14 protein-coding genes are annotated in these 16,151 nt (G+C 64.7%); 5 read left to right on the forward strand and 9 right to left on the reverse strand.

Features of this window, described 5'->3' with window-relative positions:
* Nucleotides 1–189: 189 nt before the first annotated feature.
* The 4 genes from proS to dnaE all read left to right on the forward strand — a co-directional run bounded on the left by proS (nucleotide 190) and on the right by dnaE (nucleotide 7,283).
* Nucleotides 190–1,512: a proline--tRNA ligase gene (proS, locus tag AUL31_RS13100; protein WP_060607268.1), complete on the forward strand. Its 1,323-nt coding sequence runs from the start codon at nucleotides 190–192 to the stop codon at nucleotides 1,510–1,512.
* Complete coding sequence (locus AUL31_RS13105; RefSeq protein WP_060607271.1) at nucleotides 1,509–2,804, forward strand: lipoprotein-releasing ABC transporter permease subunit; 1,296 nt, start codon at nucleotides 1,509–1,511, stop codon at nucleotides 2,802–2,804. Before proS ends, AUL31_RS13105 begins: the two co-directional genes overlap by 4 nt.
* The gene (locus AUL31_RS13110) at nucleotides 2,801–3,496 is read left to right on the forward strand and encodes an ABC transporter ATP-binding protein (RefSeq protein WP_060607274.1); all 696 of its coding nucleotides are present in this window, start codon (nucleotides 2,801–2,803) and stop codon (nucleotides 3,494–3,496) included. Before AUL31_RS13105 ends, AUL31_RS13110 begins: the two co-directional genes overlap by 4 nt.
* Before the next feature lie 322 nt (nucleotides 3,497–3,818).
* Nucleotides 3,819–7,283, forward strand: a complete 3,465-nt coding sequence (gene dnaE, locus AUL31_RS13115; protein WP_060607277.1) for a DNA polymerase III subunit alpha — start codon at nucleotides 3,819–3,821, stop codon at nucleotides 7,281–7,283.
* 3 nt (nucleotides 7,284–7,286) lie between these two features.
* Here dnaE and ampC read toward each other — a convergent pair whose 3' ends face one another.
* The 4 genes from ampC to AUL31_RS13135 are packed head-to-tail and all read right to left on the reverse strand — an operon-like array spanning nucleotide 7,287 to nucleotide 10,706.
* The gene (gene ampC / locus AUL31_RS13120) at nucleotides 7,287–8,420 is read right to left on the reverse strand and encodes a class C beta-lactamase (protein WP_244489406.1); all 1,134 of its coding nucleotides are present in this window, start codon (nucleotides 8,418–8,420) and stop codon (nucleotides 7,287–7,289) included.
* A gap of 19 nt (nucleotides 8,421–8,439) precedes the next feature.
* Nucleotides 8,440–9,729 (reverse strand): DNA polymerase IV, encoded by a 1,290-nt coding sequence (locus tag AUL31_RS13125; protein WP_143190231.1) that lies wholly within the window; start codon nucleotides 9,727–9,729, stop codon nucleotides 8,440–8,442.
* A 4-nt stretch (nucleotides 9,730–9,733) separates the two neighbouring features.
* On the reverse strand, nucleotides 9,734–10,396 hold the full coding sequence (locus AUL31_RS13130; protein WP_060607282.1) for a hypothetical protein: 663 nt from the start codon (nucleotides 10,394–10,396) through the stop codon (nucleotides 9,734–9,736).
* 1 nt (nucleotide 10,397) lies between these two features.
* Nucleotides 10,398–10,706, reverse strand: a complete 309-nt coding sequence (locus AUL31_RS13135) for a DUF3572 domain-containing protein (RefSeq protein ID WP_073469292.1) — start codon at nucleotides 10,704–10,706, stop codon at nucleotides 10,398–10,400.
* Between the two features lie 130 nt (nucleotides 10,707–10,836).
* Between AUL31_RS13135 and AUL31_RS13140 the strand changes: the two genes are divergently transcribed.
* Nucleotides 10,837–11,211: a response regulator gene (locus AUL31_RS13140; protein WP_060607288.1), complete on the forward strand. Its 375-nt coding sequence runs from the start codon at nucleotides 10,837–10,839 to the stop codon at nucleotides 11,209–11,211.
* Nucleotides 11,212–11,275: 64 nt separating this feature from the next.
* Here the strand turns inward: AUL31_RS13140 and rpmG are convergent, their stop codons facing one another.
* The 5 genes from rpmG to rnr form a co-directional block, all read right to left on the reverse strand.
* A complete protein-coding gene (rpmG, locus tag AUL31_RS13145) occupies nucleotides 11,276–11,443 on the reverse strand; it encodes a 50S ribosomal protein L33 (RefSeq protein WP_039190164.1) in 168 nt (55 codons plus the stop codon).
* Between the two features lie 92 nt (nucleotides 11,444–11,535).
* Entirely contained in the window at nucleotides 11,536–12,726 is a 1,191-nt protein-coding gene (locus AUL31_RS13150; protein ID WP_060607290.1) for an MFS transporter, read from the reverse strand.
* 13 nt (nucleotides 12,727–12,739) lie between these two features.
* On the reverse strand, nucleotides 12,740–13,441 hold the full coding sequence (locus AUL31_RS13155; protein ID WP_060607292.1) for an NUDIX hydrolase: 702 nt from the start codon (nucleotides 13,439–13,441) through the stop codon (nucleotides 12,740–12,742).
* Nucleotides 13,442–13,446: 5 nt separating this feature from the next.
* The gene (locus AUL31_RS13160) at nucleotides 13,447–13,872 is read right to left on the reverse strand and encodes a DUF983 domain-containing protein (protein ID WP_060607293.1); all 426 of its coding nucleotides are present in this window, start codon (nucleotides 13,870–13,872) and stop codon (nucleotides 13,447–13,449) included.
* On the reverse strand, nucleotides 13,872–16,151 hold the full coding sequence (rnr, locus tag AUL31_RS13165) for a ribonuclease R (RefSeq protein ID WP_082646940.1): 2,280 nt from the start codon (nucleotides 16,149–16,151) through the stop codon (nucleotides 13,872–13,874). Before rnr ends, AUL31_RS13160 begins: the two co-directional genes overlap by 1 nt.

Genomic DNA, 16,151 nt, shown 5'->3' on the forward strand with positions numbered 1-16,151 from the left:
TTTAATGTCTGTCATCAGAAATTTTGCGATTCGTGTCACTTTTTTGAACAAATCGCCTTCGTAGATGGCAGGGGGTTGTGCGAAGCCGGATTGCGATGGGGCGTTACTCTGATCGCGCTTTGCAAGCCTTCGAACTGAGGATAAGAAGTCGGTTCATTTTTCCGGCCATCCAATACCTTTCGGGGCATCATGCGTCTCTCCAGCTATTTTCTTCCCATCCTCAAAGAGACACCGAAGGAAGCCGAGATCGTTTCCCACCGGCTGATGCTCAGGGCCGGCATGATCCGCCAGCAGGCAGCGGGCCTCTATTCGTGGCTGCCGCTCGGCAAGAAGGTTCTGGACAAGGTCTGCGACATTATCCGCGAAGAGCAGAACCGCTCCGGTGCGATCGAGATTCTGATGCCGACGATCCAGTCGGCGGACCTCTGGCGCGAAAGCGGCCGCTACGACGATTACGGCAAGGAGATGCTGCGGATCACCGATCGGCACGAGCGCGATCTTCTGTTCGGCCCGACCAACGAGGAGATGGTCACCGACATCTTCCGGTCCTATGTGCGCTCCTACAAGGATCTGCCGCTCAACCTGTACCACGTACAATGGAAGTTCCGCGACGAGGTGCGCCCGCGCTTCGGCGTCATGCGCTCCCGCGAGTTCCTGATGAAGGATGCCTACTCCTTCGACGTCGACTACGAATCGGCGAAGGTCGCCTATGACCGCATGTTCGTGGCGTATCTGCGCACCTTCGAGCGCTGCGGCCTGAAGGCCATCCCCATGCGGGCCGATACCGGCCCCATCGGCGGAGAGCTGAGCCACGAGTTCATCATTCTGGCCTCCACCGGCGAAAGCGAGGTGTTCTGCCAGCGCGACTATCTCGACATGAAGGTGCCGGCACACGACGTCGACTTTTCCGACAAGACGGAGCTTGCCGAGATCGTCCGCGAGTGGACCACGCCCTACGCCGCCACCGAGGAGATGCACGACCAGGCCGCCTGGGATGCGCTTCCCGAGGCCGAGCGGGTTGCGGCACGCGGCATCGAGGTGGGGCATATCTTCCATTTCGGCACGAAATATTCCGAGCCGATGAAAGCCTTCGTCACCGGGCCGGACGGCAAGGACGCGCCGGTGCACATGGGCTCCTACGGCATCGGCCCCAGCAGGCTCGTGGCCGCCATCATCGAAGCCTCGCACGACGAAGCAGGCATCATCTGGCCGAAGGGCGTCGCGCCCTTCGATGTCGGCCTCATCAACATGAAGCCGGGCGACGCCGATTGCGACACGGCGTGCGAGGGCCTCTACCGCGAACTTGGCCGCGCCGGGTTCGACGTCCTCTACGACGACCAGGATACGCGGGCCGGCGCCAAGTTCGCCACGATGGACCTGATCGGCCTTCCGCTGCAGGTCATCGTCGGACCGCGCGGCGCCAAGGCCGGCGAGGTGGAGATCAAGCATCGCGCCACCGGCGAGCGGGAGACGGTAACGCTGGCCAACCTCGTCGCGCGGCTGTCCGCATGACCGTGCCTGCCGGCGATCTGCCGGGCGCGGCCGGCGGCACGCGCCCTTTCTCGCGCTTCGAATGGATGATCGCGGGGCGGTACCTGCGGGCGCGCCGGCGCGATGCCGGCGTCTCGGTGATCGCCGGTTTCTCCTTTGTCGGCATCATGCTGGGCGTGGCCGCCCTGATCATTGTGATGTCGGTGATGAACGGTTTCCGTACCGAGCTTCTGACGCGCATCCTCGGCGTCAACGGCCATGTGATCCTGATGCCCATCGATACGCCGCTGCGCGATTTCGATACGGTGGCGCAGCGCATCGACGGCGTTTCCGGTGTCCAGTTCACCATGCCGCTGGTGCAGGGGCAGGTGCTGGCCAGCGGGGCCAACTCGGCCGGCACAGGAGCGCTGGTGAAGGGTGTGCGCGAAGCCGACCTGAAAAAGCTTGCGCCCATCGCTGACAATATACGCGGCGGCACGCTGGACGGGTTCGACGACAGCGGCGGCGTCGCCGTCGGCAGCCGTCTGGCCTCATCCCTCGGCCTGTCGCCCGGCGACATGATCACCCTCGTTTCGCCGGAAGGCGATGTTACCCCCTTCGGCAACACACCCCGCGTGAAGGCCTATCCGATTTCGGCGATCTTCGAGATCGGCCTGTCGGAGTACGACGCGGCCTATGTCTACATGCCGTTGTCGGAAGCACAGCTTTTCTTCAACAGTGAAGACCAGGCACAGCAGATCGAGATATTCGTTGCCAACCCCGATGCGGTGGTTTCCCTTCAGGGGCCGATAGAGCAGGCGGCCGGGCGCCCCGGCTATACGGTGACCTGGCAGCAGCAGAACGCCAGCTTCTTCTCGGCCCTGCAGGTAGAGCGGAACGTGATGTTCATCATCCTGACGCTGATCGTGCTGGTTGCCGCGCTGAATATCATCTCCGGCCTGTTCATGCTGGTGAAGGACAAGGGCAGCGCCATCGCCATCCTGCGGACCATGGGCGCCACCAAGGGGGCGATCATGCGCGTCTTCCTGATCACCGGCGCGTCCATCGGTGTTGCCGGTACGCTGGCGGGGCTGGTCCTGGGCGTCGTGTTCTGCCTCAACATCGAGAATCTGCGCCAGTTCTTCTCGTGGATATCGGGCACGACGATCTTCAATCCGGAGTTCTACTTCCTCAGCCGCCTGCCGGCGGAAGTCCAGGTGGGAGAGGTGGTGACCGTGGTCGCGATGGCTGTCGGCATGTCTTTCCTGGCCACCTTGCTGCCGTCCTGGCAGGCATCCCGGCTCGATCCCGTAGAGGCGCTGCGTTACGAATGACCGATACCATGCTGAGGCTCGACGCCGTCGAGCGCCGCTACACGCAGGGCGAAAACGAGCTCATCATCCTGGACAAGGCCGACTTCGCCATGGTGCCGGGCGAGATGGTGGCCCTTGTTGCGCCGTCGGGCGCGGGCAAGTCGACGCTGCTGCATATCGCCGGCCTTCTGGAGCGGCCTGACGGCGGAGAGGTGTATATTGGCGGGCAGGCCTGCGGCGGGCTTTCCGACGCCGAGCGGACGAGCGCAAGGCGCAATGCCATCGGCTTCGTCTACCAGTTCCACCATCTGCTGCCCGAGTTCTCGGCGCTCGAAAACGTCATGCTGCCGCAGATGATCGCCGGCCTGCCGCGGCGCAAGGCCGCCGAACGCGCCGAACAGCTTCTCGGCTATCTGCGCATCGGCAAGCGTGCCGAGCATCGACCCGCGGAACTGTCCGGCGGCGAGCAGCAGCGCGTCGCCATCGCGCGGGCCGTGGCCAACAATCCGTACGTCCTGTTGGCGGATGAGCCCACCGGCAATCTCGATCCGGTGACGTCGCATTACGTCTTCGACGCGCTCACCGCACTGGTGCGGCAGTCCGGCGTGGCGGCGCTGATCGCTACGCACAACCACGAGTTGGCCAAGCGCATGGACCGCGTCGTGACCCTTGCGGACGGGCGGATCGTGCCTTTCGACGGCTTCGCTGCCTGAGCCTTCTTAACCTTAACACGCATCCCGAGCGCTTAAGCCTTGACGGGCGGGATCAAAAAGAGAACAAATAGCGAACAAAAACGGAAAGGATCATGACATGACCATCGTTCGTGAAGTTCTCTCTCTGACGGCGATCTCGGGTTTCGTGCTTGGCTTCTCGCTTGTCATCCACGCTCTGTGACACACGCGCCCGGCATATTTGCCGGGGATGACCTCGGCGGTCAGGTCGCCGAGGGAAGACTCCAAAACCCGTCCGGGCTAATATCGGGCGGTACGGAAGGCGGATCGCCGCCGACCCGGATTTCACCCGCAGGAGACGACGATGGCCGAATCGACGGGCAACCCCGCACGACCGCTCAGGTTCATCCACCTCCGGGTGCATAGCGCCTATTCGCTGCTGGAAGGCGCCTTGCGGCTCGACCAGATCGTCAAGCATGCCAAGGGCGACAATGCCCCGGCCATCGGCATCGCCGACACAAACAATCTGTTCGGCGCACTCGAATTCTCGGAGAAAGCCGCCAAGGCTGGTATCCAGCCCATCATCGGCTGCCAGCTCGACGTCGATTTTCAGGATGGCGACGCCGATTCTGCCCGCGACAAGGACAATGCGACCGCGCCGCTTGTGCTGATCGCAATGGACGATGCCGGCTACGAGAACCTCGTCGAGATCGTATCCATGGCCTATCTGCGGCACGAGGGGGACCAGCGCCCGCATGTGCTGGCCGACTGGATAGCGGAAAAGGCGGACGGCATCATCTGCCTGACGGGCGGCCCTCTCGGGCCTATCGGCACGGCGCTGGCGGCCGGCCGCATGGCGGTGGCCCGCCAGCGGCTGGAAGTATTGCGCGGCGCCTTCGGCGACCGCCTGTATGTGGAACTGCAGCGCCATGGCGGACGCGGCCGGCGGACCGAGCCGGCGACACTCGATCTCGCCTACGAGATGGGGTTGCCGCTGGTGGCCACCAACGAGCCGTTCTTCTTCTGCGCCGAAGATTTCGACGCCCATGACGCGCTGATCGCCGTCGCCAGCAACCGGCTGGTCAGCCACGAAGACAGGCGGCGGCTGTCGTCCGACCATTGCCTGAAGACGCAGGACCAGATGGCGGCGCTGTTTGCCGACCTGCCGGAGGCGATCGACAATACGATCGAGATCGCCAGGCGGTGCTCGTTCCGTCCAACGACGCGAAAGCCGATCCTGCCGCGTTTCACCACCGGGGACGAGCCGGCGGAATCGGCCATAGACGCCGAGGCGGCCGAGCTGCGCCGCCAGGCGGAGGAGGGGCTGGAACGGCGCTTGCAGTCGCACGGGCCGGCGGCCGGGCAGAGCGAGCAGGATTACCGCGACCGGCTGGCCTTCGAGCTGTCCATCATCGAAAGGATGAAGTTTCCGGGCTACTTCCTGATCGTGGCGGACTTCATCAAATGGGCCAAGGCCAACGGCATCCCAGTGGGGCCGGGGCGCGGTTCCGGCGCGGGCTCGCTCGTCGCCTATTCGTTGACCATCACCGACCTCGACCCTCTGCGCTTCTCGTTGCTCTTCGAGCGCTTCCTCAATCCGGACCGCGTCTCGATGCCGGATTTCGACATCGACTTCTGCCAGGACCGGCGCGAAGAGGTGATCCGCTACGTGCAGGCGAAGTACGGGCGCGATCAGGTGGCACAGATCATCACCTTCGGTTCGATGCAGGCGCGCGCTGTCCTGCGCGATGTCGGCCGCGTGTTGGAGATGAGCTACGGCCATGTCGACAAGCTGTGCAAGCTCGTGCCGGCAAACCCCGCCAATCCGGTGACGCTGGCGCAGGCGCTGGAGGAAGAGCCGCGCCTTCAGGAAGCGCGCGAAAAGGAAGAGGTGGTCGACCGGCTGATCGCCATCGCGCTGAAACTGGAGGGGCTTTACCGCCACGCGTCCACCCACGCCGCCGGCATCGTGATCGGCGACAGGCCCTTGTCGCAACTTGTGCCGATGTACCGCGATCCGCGCTCCGACATGCCGGTGACGCAGTACAACATGAAGTGGGTGGAGCAGGCCGGGCTCGTCAAGTTCGACTTTCTGGGCCTGAAGACGCTGACGACCCTGCAGACCGCGGTCCAGCTCATCGCGCGGCAGGGCGTGGATATCGATCTTGGCACCATCCCGCTGGACGACACGCTGACCTACGAGATGCTGGCGCGCGGCGAAACCGTCGGCGTGTTCCAGGTGGAATCGGTGGGCATGCGCAAGGCGCTCATCGGCATGCGCCCCGACTGCTTCGAGGATATCATCGCGCTGGTGGCGCTGTACCGGCCGGGGCCGATGGAGAACATCCCGGTCTACAACGCGCGCAAGCACAAGGAAGAAGAGGTGGAGATCATCCACCCGAAGATCGAGCCGATCCTGCGCGAGACGCAGGGCGTGATCGTCTACCAGGAACAGGTGATGCAGATCGCCCAGGTTCTGGCAGGCTACACGCTGGGCGAAGCCGATCTTCTGCGCCGCGCCATGGGCAAGAAGATCCGCGCCGAAATGGACAAGCAGCGCGAACGCTTCGTGGAAGGCTGTATCGAGGGTGGCATCCCCAAGGGGCAGGCCAACACGATCTTCGACCTTCTGGCCAAGTTTGCCGATTACGGCTTCAACAAGAGCCACGCCGCCGCCTACGCCCTTGTCGCCTATCATACGGCCTATCTGAAGGCGAATTACCCGACTGAGTTCCTGGCCGCGTCGATGACGCTGGATATGAACAACACCGACAAGCTCAACGACTTCCGCAACGATGCCAAACGCCTCGGCATAGAGGTGGTGGCGCCGTCGGTGCAGACGTCGTTCCGCCCCTTCGAGGTGGAGAAGGGGCGCATCTTCTATTCGCTGGCCGCCATCAAGGGTGTCGGCGAGTACGCGGTGGACCATATCGTTGCCGAGCGTGCCAACGGGCCCTTCCGATCGCTCGAGGATTTCTGCGCCCGGATCGATCCGAAGATCGTCAACAAGCGGACACTGGAATGCCTGATCACCGCCGGCGCGCTGGATTGCTTCGGCCACGACCGGGCGCGGCTGTGCGGTAACATCGAGCGCCTGTCGGCCTATGCGATCATGGTCAATGAAGGCCGGCTCAGCGGCCAGCACGATATGTTCGGCGGCAGCGGCGAGCCGGAGCCGCTGACCTTGAAGGACGCGCCCTTGTGGACGACGGCGGAACGCCTGCTGCGCGAGTTCCAGTCGATCGGCTTCTATCTGTCGGCCCACCCGCTGGACGAGTACAAGGCCGCGTTGAAGCGGTTGAACGTGCAATCCTATGCCGAGTTGACGGCATCGGTGCGCAAGGGCGCAACGGCGGGCCGCGTGGCTGGTACGGTTACAAGCCGTCAGGAGCGCAAGACACGCACCGGCGGCAAGATCGGCATCGTGCAATTGTCGGATCCGACCGGCCAGTTCGAGATCGTCCTGTTTACCGAAATGCTGGTGAACTTCCGCGACATGCTGGAGGCTGGGGCATCGGTCATCGTCTCCGTATCGGCGGAGGAGCGGCCCGAGGGCATGTCGTTGCGGGCGCAGGGGGTGGAAAGCCTGGAAGTGCAGGCGGCCCGCATGCAGAAGGCCATGAAGATATTCATGCGCGATGCGCGCCCGCTGGCCAGCTTCCGCAGCCATCTGGCGGCCGGCGGCGACAGCGAGGTTTCCCTCGTGCTGGTGCAGGACAATGGCGAGCGGGAGGTCGAGTTGCTGCTGCCCGGCCGGTTCCGTGTTTCGCCGCAGATGGCCGGCGCGATCAAGGCCGCGCCCGGCGTTCTGGATGTGGAACTTAGCTGAGCATCAGTCGATGGCGCCCATCGCCTGCAGGATCGTATGGGCGGCCCGGATGCGGTCGGCATTCGGGTAGTTGCGATTTGCCAGAATGGCGATACCCGCCTGCCGATCCGGCAGGAATACGGCATAGGCCCCAAAACCGGCGGTGGAGCCGGTCTTGTTGTAGAGCGCGTGGGGCAGGGGCGGCTCGGTGTCCAGCGGACGGGCGTCCTGCGCCTTCATGGCCATGTCGGTCGAGTTGCCAGCCAGCAGCGCATCCAGATCGGCCGGGTCTTCGTAGATTTCCCACCCATAGGCCTGCAGCATCGGCCCGACCTGGAACTGCGGTTTGTGCGTCTGCGCCAGCCCGCCGTCGAGGCTGCCGGCGTCCATCTGGGCTTCCAGAAACAGCGCAAGATCGGATGCGGTCGTCTTGATGCCGTAGGCCTGCGTATCCAGCGCACCGGGATTGACGCGCACCTGCCGGCCATCGCGGTTGAGGCCCCATGCGTAATCGTCCATGCGCTCATCCGGCACATGGGTGAAGGTGCTTTGCAGCTCCAGCGGCTGGATAACCTCCCGCTGCATCAGCGCGGCGAAGTCGCCGTCCATGGCGGCGGCCACCGCCGCGCCGTACAGGCCGATGCTGGGGTTGGAATATTGGCGGCTGTGGCCCGGCGCGCCCTTTGGCTTCGACCCGGCAAACCACGCCTGCATCGACGCATCGTCGGTCACGCTATCTGGAAACTGCAAAGGCAGGCCGCCGGCCGTATAGGTGGCAAGGTTCATCACCGGGGTCCGGGCCAGCGCGCTATCCCCCAGCCACGGCAGAAAACCACCGGCAGGGTCTTCCGCCTTCATCAGCCCCTTGTGCATGGCAACGCCGCCGAGCGCGGCGGTGAATGTCTTGCTGACCGAGCCGATCTCGAAAATCGTATCGTCGGTGACGGGCAGGCCGGAGTCGCGTGCGGCAACGCCGTAATTGAAGAGATGGCGTTCGCCGTTTTGGGTGACGGCGATGGCAAGTCCCGGCACGTCATGCTGCTGCATGATCGTGCGTGCCGCAGCATCCACCGCCGCCTTGATTTCGGCCTCGCCGGCCAGCGCCTGCGGCGCAACGAAAAGGACGGCGGATGCTACCAGCGCGCGGGATCGGGTCATCGTCATACTCACTCTCGGTTCACGTGCCATCCTTGGCGCGGGACTGCGGCCGAAACGTGTAGCCGGTCTCGATGGAGCGATCGCCGAAGCGCCCACGCAGCGAATCGAGCGCGGCTTCTGCCTTGGCGCGCTTTTGCAGGCCAGGGTCCAGCATGTCGGGTGGGTCTGCGTGCACCGCAGGTGCAAACTCGTTGCAGCCGATGCCGAGCAGGCGGAAACGCGTTCCGTCCAACTCACGCTGCAGAAGCTCGCGCCCTGTCGCGAAAAGCCGGTCGGCAAGGCGGGTCGGGTCCGCAAGCTTGCGATTGCGCGTCCGTGTGCGGAAGTCTGCCGTCTTCAGCTTCAATACGACGGTCGTGCCGGCAAGGTCGGTCTGCTTCAGCCTGTGTGCGACCCGCTCGCAGAGCGTGCGCAGGATCGGCAGCAGCTCTTCGGGCCGGGATAGATCCTTGTCGAACGTCGTCTCGGCGGAGATGCTCTTCGCCTCGCCGGTCGGGTCGACGCGCCGGTCGTCGATCCCGCGTGAGAGCCGCCACAGGCGTTGGCCCATGACGCCGTAGCGGCGTATGAGAGTTTCCAGCTCCATCTCCTGCAATTGCCCGATCATGACGATGCCGTCCGCCGCCAGGCTGCGCGCCGTGGCCGAGCCCACACCCCAGATCGACGTCACCTTGCGGCCGGCCAGAAGATGCGCCGTCTCCGCCTTGCCGATAACCGAAAAGCCCCGTGGTTTCTGCATGTCCGACGCAAGCTTGGCCAGGAACTTGTTGTGCGACAGGCCGACTGACACGCTGATCCCCAATTCGCGTTCCACGGCATCGGCAAGGCGCGCCAGCGACAGGGCCGGCGTGGCCTTATGCAGCAATTCGGTGCCGCTGAGATCCAGGAACGCCTCGTCGATGGACAGGGGTTCCACCAAGGGGGTCAGGTCACGCATCCGCTCGCGGACGGCAAGGCCGACCTGCCTGTACTTGGCCATGTCGGGCTTCAGCACCACCGCATGCGGGCAGAGTTCCAGCGCCTTGAACATCGGCATCGCCGAGCGCACCCCGTAGATGCGGGCGTTGTAGCAGCAGGTCAGCACCACGCCGCGCCTGCGTCCACCGATGATGACAGGTTTGTCGGCAAGGTCGGGCCGGTCGCGTTTTTCCACCGTCGCGTAGAATGCGTCGCAATCGATATGGGCGATGGACAGGGCATTCAGCTCGGGGTGGCGCAGCACGCGCGGGCTTCCGCAGGCGATGCAGCGACGCGTTCCGGCCGGCTGCGCCCTCAGGCAGTCGCGGCAGAATGCGCCTTCATCGCTCAATGGGTCATTCTCCCGAAAGAATGCGGCCGATACGATCCTCTGCCTCCTGCCATGTCCGGGCGCTGGTGACGCCCTGGGGCAGGCCGGGAAGATAAGGCCAGAACAGGCTGCTGGCCATAAGATGAAGAAGCCGGGTCTGCGGCGCGCTCCGGCGGACTTTTTCAAGGTTCGAGGGCAGGTCGTCCACGAAGACGATCGTCCCTTGCCAGCGCTCCTGCAATTCGCAGATGACCGCGCCCTTGTCCCTTTCGGTGGCGATCATCGGATAGGGCAGGCCGGATGCGTCGAGATGCAGCCTGCGCGTCTGGTGCCAGTGCGGCGCCATGGCCGTCAGAAAGACGATGTCCGCCTGGCCGGCGAGCCGCTCAAGCGCGTCGACGACACCGGCAACCGGCATCTGCCGCACGGCCTGCTCTTCGTACAGACGGTGCATGAGCCCTTTCAGCTCCTCGCCGCCCAGGGCCGCCCCGGTGGATTGCGACCGGACCTGACCCGTCAGCCGGAAGGAATCGGGCTTCAAATGAGCCCCCACCTCGGCCAGCAGGGCGACGAACGGGTCGATGAACTGAAGCACCACCTCGTCGATGTCGAGAACGAGCAGGTGATCATGATGCCGGTCGATATCGCAGACGAGGGGGCCGGCTGTCAGGGGCTTGCGCGAAGCCATCTCAATCGGAAGTTCCAAAGACCGGGGCAAGCGCGCTGCGGGCCGCCCCGACGCTGTCGGGCGAGACGTCGGCATGGGCCGCGAAGGCAAGAAGCGTCTTTTCGTTGCCGAGGATGTAATCCAGGACTCCGGCCAGAAAGGCCTTGCTTTGCGCCGCCTGCCGCAACTCGCCCACCGTCAGCCCGGACAGCGCCAGAAAACGAAGAAATTCGTCTTCGTTCTGCGCCAGGAAAGACAGTCCTTCTATGGACAGGCTTTCGGCTGCCTCCGGGGCCATGGTGCGCGGCTTTCGGCCGTGTGAATCAAGCATGAAGAAGCGTCCGACAATTTGCGTTGTTCTCGATTCTCAATTCTTAAATGATATCGTTCTACGACTCGATGCGAGGATGCGGGAGAAGTCTGCCTGTCCGCAAAATCGGCCGGACTTTGGAGTATTGCGGATGTCCAAGACAGTGATGATCGTCGAAGACAATGAGCTGAACATGAAGCTCTTCCGCGACCTGATCGAAGCCAATGGCTACAAGACGGTGCATACGCGCAGCGGGCTGGCGGCGATGGATCTGGCGAGAGAGCACCGGCCCGACCTGATCCTGATGGACATTCAGCTACCGGAGATTTCAGGTCTCGATGTGACCCGCAAGCTCAAGGCCGATGACGCATTGAAGTCGATTCCCGTGATTGCCGTTACGGCATTCGCCATGAAGGGCGACGAGGAGCGAATCCGGCAGGGCGGTTGCGAGGCCTATATTTCCAAGCCCATCTCCGTCACGCACTTCATCGATACGATCAAGCAGTTCCTGGGCGACGCCGCATAAACAGAAAAGGCCCGGCAAAGCCGGGCCCAATGCAATGAGGGCAGAGCCCCTGGCGCGTAGAAGATTACTTGATCTTCGCTTCGCGGAACTCGACGTGCTTGCGCGCGACCGGATCGTACTTGGTCTTGACCATCTTCTCGGTCATCGTACGGCTGTTCTTCGTCGTGACGTAGAAATAGCCGGTGTCAGCGGTGCTGAGCAGCTTGATCTTGATCGTGGTTGCCTTGGCCATTGCGGTCTATCCGTTTGGGAATTGGTGAACCGGCAGAACGGTGCACCCACCGCCGGCATTTGCGGCGGACACTACTCGTAAAGGCTGCGAAGTCAAGTTCTTCCGCTTGTTTTCGCCAGTCGGAACGCCATGAAAACGAAATAGGCCGCGAACATGGATGCGATGGACCACGCGAATCCGCTGCTGCCGAATATGTCCATGGCGCCGCCGATCCATTGCGGGCCGACCAGCATGCCGATCGAATAGCAGAAGATGAAGGCCGCATTGGCAGACGCCAGGTCCGCGCCGGACAGGCGCGAGCCCAGATGCGCCAGCCCCACCGTGTAGAGCCCGGCCACGACGCCGCCCCACACGAAAAGCACCGCCGCCATGGCCCACCAGTTCAACGACAGGAAGGGCAGGGCGAGCGAGCCGGCAAGCCCGACGAGGGCGAACAGAAGCAGCAGGTGCCGCCTGTCCCGCACGCGGTCGCTCACGAGGCCGATGGGTATCTGCAGGGCGACGCTGCCAAGCCCGACCGCCGTCAAAAGCTGTGCCGCCGACGCCTCGTCCATGCCGAGCCGGCTGCCGAAGATGGGGAAGAGGGCAAAGCCTCCGGCTTCCACCGCGCCGAATACCAGCACGGCCGCGGTGGCGGCCGGCACGGAAAAGATATGGCGGCGGAAGCCGGCATCGCGGTGGGATTTCTCAAGTGGCGGCTCGCGGCGCCACGCCGCGATCAGCGGGATCGCCGCCGCCAGGATGATTCCGGCCCCCAGTGCGAAGGGCGTCAGGCCCTGCGAGCCGACCTGCGAGAAGATGAACGGTCCGCCGGCAAAACCCAGCGCCAGACATGTCGCGTAGATGCCAAGCACGAGCCCGCGCCGCTTCGGGGGCGCGGCCGTGTTGATCCAGAATTCCGAAAGGACGAACATCGTCGTGACGGCGAAATGGAACACCAGCCGCAGCGGAAACCAGGCCGCCAGCGAGGTGAAGTAATAGAAGCCGAGCGCCGAGGCCGATGCGGCGACGATGCAAGCCATCATGGTTTGCCGCACGCCGAAGCGCCGGGCCAGCGGCGTTGTCAGGGGCGTTGCGATCAGCGAGGCGAGGCCGGCCACGGCGGTGTTGAGGCCGATCATGGTGGACGACACGCCGCGCCGTTCCAGGATGACGCTCAAGAGTGGCAGTCCGAGGCCCAGGGCTATGCCAACCGCCGTGATCGAGGCGATGGCGGCGGCGGCGCCGAGCCAGTCGGTAACCTCGTCCGGCCCCGTCGATGGCCGCCCTGAATTGTGATCCATGATGTCCCGCCGCTCAGACGAAAATGGTTTGAAAGCCGTTCGGCTGCCGGCGATGCACGACCATCGGAGCCGACGAATCGAACAGATTGCCGTCTGCGATGCGCCGTATAAGGCCGGAAAGTATCAGTTGCGTGATTTCCGCCAGCGGCTGGCGCTGCAATTCCTCAAAACTCATCCAGGCCACGTCGTCCAGCTCGTCGGTCGGCAGCGCGTCGGCCTCGGTACGCCATGCGATATGGCGTGCATCCACGGCAAAGAAGCGCGCGTCGAAACGGCGCTTCTGGCCCGGCGGCGTGATGGCGCGTGCCACGGGCGTCAGAAGGTCGGGCGCGGGTTGGATGGCGCGCTCCTCGAAGGCGGCCCAGGCCGGGCAGGGTGCGCGGAACGTTCCCGGCCTGCCGATCATGATGCCGGCCTCTTCGTAGCCTTCGCGGATAGCGGCAAGGGCTATCGCGGTGGCGCGGTTGGCGGTGAAGCCACGGCGCACGCCGGCCAGCAGCCGCGCACATGCCGGCGGGGAAATCTCGTAGCGACGCGCCAGCCGGCTGTCGTCCCTGTCGACACGGCCGCCCGGAAACACAGTCTTGCCGGCCATGAAGACATGGCCCGAGGCCCGGCGCCCGGCCAGGACGCGCGGTTCGCTACCGCTTGCGTCGATGACGAACAGCGATGCGGCGTCATGGATGGCGGGTTTGATCCGGGCGGGCGCGTCCATGGCGATCAGTGGTGCGTCGTCTCGTCTTCGCCGCCGAAGCCGTGCATGCGCAGGGCCCATTGCAGGCCGATCGTGGCGCCCTTGATCGGCTGCAGCAGGGCAAGGGTGAAGACGGTGGTGAGTGGAACCCAGATGGCCAGATGCGCCCACAATGGCAGGTCGCCGATTTCTTCGACCCCCATGAACAGGGCAACCACCACATGCCCGACGATGAAGATCGTCAGATAGGGCGGCAGATCGTCGGCGCGATGGTGATGGTAGGTTTCGCCGCATTGCGCGCAGGCATCGACGCTGCGCAGGAAGCTCTTGAACAGGCGGCCCTTGCCGCAATTGGGGCAACGGCACAGGAATCCGCGCTTCAGCGCGGTGACGAGATCCCGCTGCCCGGCCTTGCCGCCGAGTTCCAGTCGGGTTTCCTGCCGTACCGTCATCAACCCCTCCTTCTGCGGCCATGGGGAGGGCCGCTTCTGCCGCCCGGCCGCTTCATGCGTCCGCGCGCCTTGTGGTGCGACGCGGTCGACCCCGGCAACTTCCTGGGCTCGCTCAGCATCTGGAAGCGCATGGACCCGGCCAGGGGGATGGCCTCCACCAGCCGGACTTCTACCGCGTCGCCCAGCCTGTAACCGAGCTGGGTGCGTTGTCCGACGATCATATGGCCCGTTTCGTCGTAATGGTAGTAATCATTGCCAAGGCTGCCCATCGGTACGAAACCGTCCGCGCCGAAGGTCGGCAACTGCACGAACAGGCCGGCCCGCGTGACGCCGGTGATGCGCCCGTCGAAGCTGTCGCCCAGATGGTCGGCCAGATGATGGGCGATCAGCCTGTCGACCGTATCACGCTCGGCCGCCATGGCACGGCGCTCGGCCTTCGAAATCTCTTCGGCCGTCGCCTCCAGGCTTTCCTCGTCCTGGCGGCTGAGGCCGCCTTGCCCGAGGCCGAGTGCGGTGACCAGCGCGCGGTGCACGATCAAATCCGCGTAGCGGCGGATCGGCGACGTAAAATGCGCGTAGCGCATCAGGTTCAGGCCGAAATGGCCGATATTCTCCGGCGTGTAGGCCGCCTGGCTCTGCGAGCGCAAAACCACCTCGTTGACGAGGCTCTCGTGCTCCGTATCGCGCACCTGCGCCAGGATCTCGTTGAAGTGCGAGGGGCGCAGGGCGCCGCTTTTCGCCAGCGGAATCTCCAATGAGCGCAAAAACTCGCGCAGCGATTCCAGCCGCGCCAGGGACGGGGAATCGTGGCCGCGGTAGATCAGTGCCTGGCGCGCGTTCTCCAGCGTTTCGGCGGCAGCCACGTTGGCCTGGATCATCATCTCTTCGATCAGGCGGTGCGCATCCAGCCGCTCCGGCACGATCACGCGGTCCACCTTGCCGTCCGGGCGCAGTTTCAGCTTGCGCTCCGGCAGGTCCAGTTCCAGCGGCTGGCGGCGCCGGCGCGCGTCGGACAGCGCCGCATAGGCGTTCCACAGCGGCCGCAGCACAGTGGAGACAAGCTCTGCGGGGACGTCGCCGGGGGCGCCGTCGATGGCGGCCTGCGCATCCTCGTAGGCCAGCTTGGCGTGGCTGCGCATCATGATGCGGTGGAAGCGATGACTGACTTTGCCGCCATCGCTGCGGAACACCATGCGCACCGCGATGGCCGGTCGGTCTACCCCTTCGCGCAGCGAGCAAAGATCGTTCGAGATGCGCTCGGGCAGCATCGGCACGACCCTGTCGGGAAAGTAGACGGAATTGCCGCGCAACCGCGCTTCGGCATCCAGTTTCGTGCCCGGCCGCACGTACCAGGACACGTCGGCGATGGCGACCGTCACCACATGCCCGCCGGGATTGGCCGGGTCGGTGTCGGGCACGGCGTGCACGGCGTCGTCATGATCCTTGGCGTCGCGCGGGTCGATGGTCACCAGCGGCAGCGCACGCCAATCCTCCCGGTGGTCCATGTCAGCCGCGCCGGCTTTCTCGGCCTCGTCCATCACCGCCTTGGGGAAGACATGCGGAATACCATGCGCATGAAGGGCGATAGCCGAGATGGCCTTTTCGGTGCCGAGCGCGCCCAGGACGTCGACCACGCTTGCCGTTGGCAGGCCGGCCTTGTGGACGCGGTGCGGCTCCACCTCCACCAGGTCTCCGTCGCGGGCGCCCTTCACATCGTCGGCAGCCACCATGAATTCGGGCTGCTGGCGTTCCACCGGTTCGACACGGCCACCGCCGCCACGGCGGCTGCGGAATACGCCCAGTGCCAGCGCCTTGCGGCGATCCAGAACGCGGATCACCCGCGCCGATGGTCCACCGTCTGCGTCATAGTCTAGATGCGCCAAAACCCTGTCGCCGACGCCGGCTGCCGGGCCGCTGCTTGGCTGGCGCAGGCGGAAACGAGGCGTCTCGCCAAGTTCGTCCTCGTTCCACGAGACCGGATCGGCAAGAAGCCCTCCCTCGTCGTCGCGGCTGCGCACGTCGAGTACGCCGATCGCCGGCCGCGCGCCCGGCGTCGAGTAGCTCTTGCGTCCGCCTTCCAGAAGACCCTCGGCCTGAAGATCGTTCAGTATGTCCTTCAGCGCGGCGCGCATGTCGCCCTTGATGCCGAAGGCCTTGGCGATATCGCGCTTCGTCGCCCGGGTGGGGTTTTCCGCAATGAAGCGCAAGACTTCCTCGCGGGTAAGGTCCGGCCGGCCCTTGTCCGGCTGCCGGGATTCTCCCTTCGGGCGACGCGCCAT

The sequence above is a fragment of the Aureimonas altamirensis genome (assembly GCF_001463885.1).
GTDB lineage: Bacteria > Pseudomonadota > Alphaproteobacteria > Rhizobiales > Rhizobiaceae > Aureimonas > Aureimonas altamirensis.

What these genes read in the sequence shown, in the direction of transcription:
- proS (WP_060607268.1), top strand. Translation starts at nt 190, where the DNA reads ATGCGTCTCTCCAGCTATTTTCTTCCCATCCTCAAAGAGACACCGAAG.
- AUL31_RS13105 (WP_060607271.1), top strand. Translation starts at nt 1,509, where the DNA reads ATGACCGTGCCTGCCGGCGATCTGCCGGGCGCGGCCGGCGGCACGCGC.
- AUL31_RS13110 (WP_060607274.1), top strand. Translation starts at nt 2,801, where the DNA reads ATGACCGATACCATGCTGAGGCTCGACGCCGTCGAGCGCCGCTACACG.
- dnaE (WP_060607277.1), top strand. Translation starts at nt 3,819, where the DNA reads ATGGCCGAATCGACGGGCAACCCCGCACGACCGCTCAGGTTCATCCAC.
- ampC (WP_244489406.1), bottom strand. Translation starts at nt 8,420, where the DNA reads ATGACCCGATCCCGCGCGCTGGTAGCATCCGCCGTCCTTTTCGTTGCG.
- AUL31_RS13130 (WP_060607282.1), bottom strand. Translation starts at nt 10,396, where the DNA reads ATGGCTTCGCGCAAGCCCCTGACAGCCGGCCCCCTCGTCTGCGATATC.
- AUL31_RS13135 (WP_073469292.1), bottom strand. Translation starts at nt 10,706, where the DNA reads ATGCTTGATTCACACGGCCGAAAGCCGCGCACCATGGCCCCGGAGGCA.
- AUL31_RS13140 (WP_060607288.1), top strand. Translation starts at nt 10,837, where the DNA reads ATGTCCAAGACAGTGATGATCGTCGAAGACAATGAGCTGAACATGAAG.
- rpmG (WP_039190164.1), bottom strand. Translation starts at nt 11,443, where the DNA reads ATGGCCAAGGCAACCACGATCAAGATCAAGCTGCTCAGCACCGCTGAC.
- AUL31_RS13150 (WP_060607290.1), bottom strand. Translation starts at nt 12,726, where the DNA reads ATGGATCACAATTCAGGGCGGCCATCGACGGGGCCGGACGAGGTTACC.
- AUL31_RS13155 (WP_060607292.1), bottom strand. Translation starts at nt 13,441, where the DNA reads ATGGACGCGCCCGCCCGGATCAAACCCGCCATCCATGACGCCGCATCG.
- AUL31_RS13160 (WP_060607293.1), bottom strand. Translation starts at nt 13,872, where the DNA reads ATGACGGTACGGCAGGAAACCCGACTGGAACTCGGCGGCAAGGCCGGG.
- rnr (WP_082646940.1), bottom strand. Translation starts at nt 16,151, where the DNA reads ATGGCGCGTCGCCCGAAGGGAGAATCCCGGCAGCCGGACAAGGGCCGG.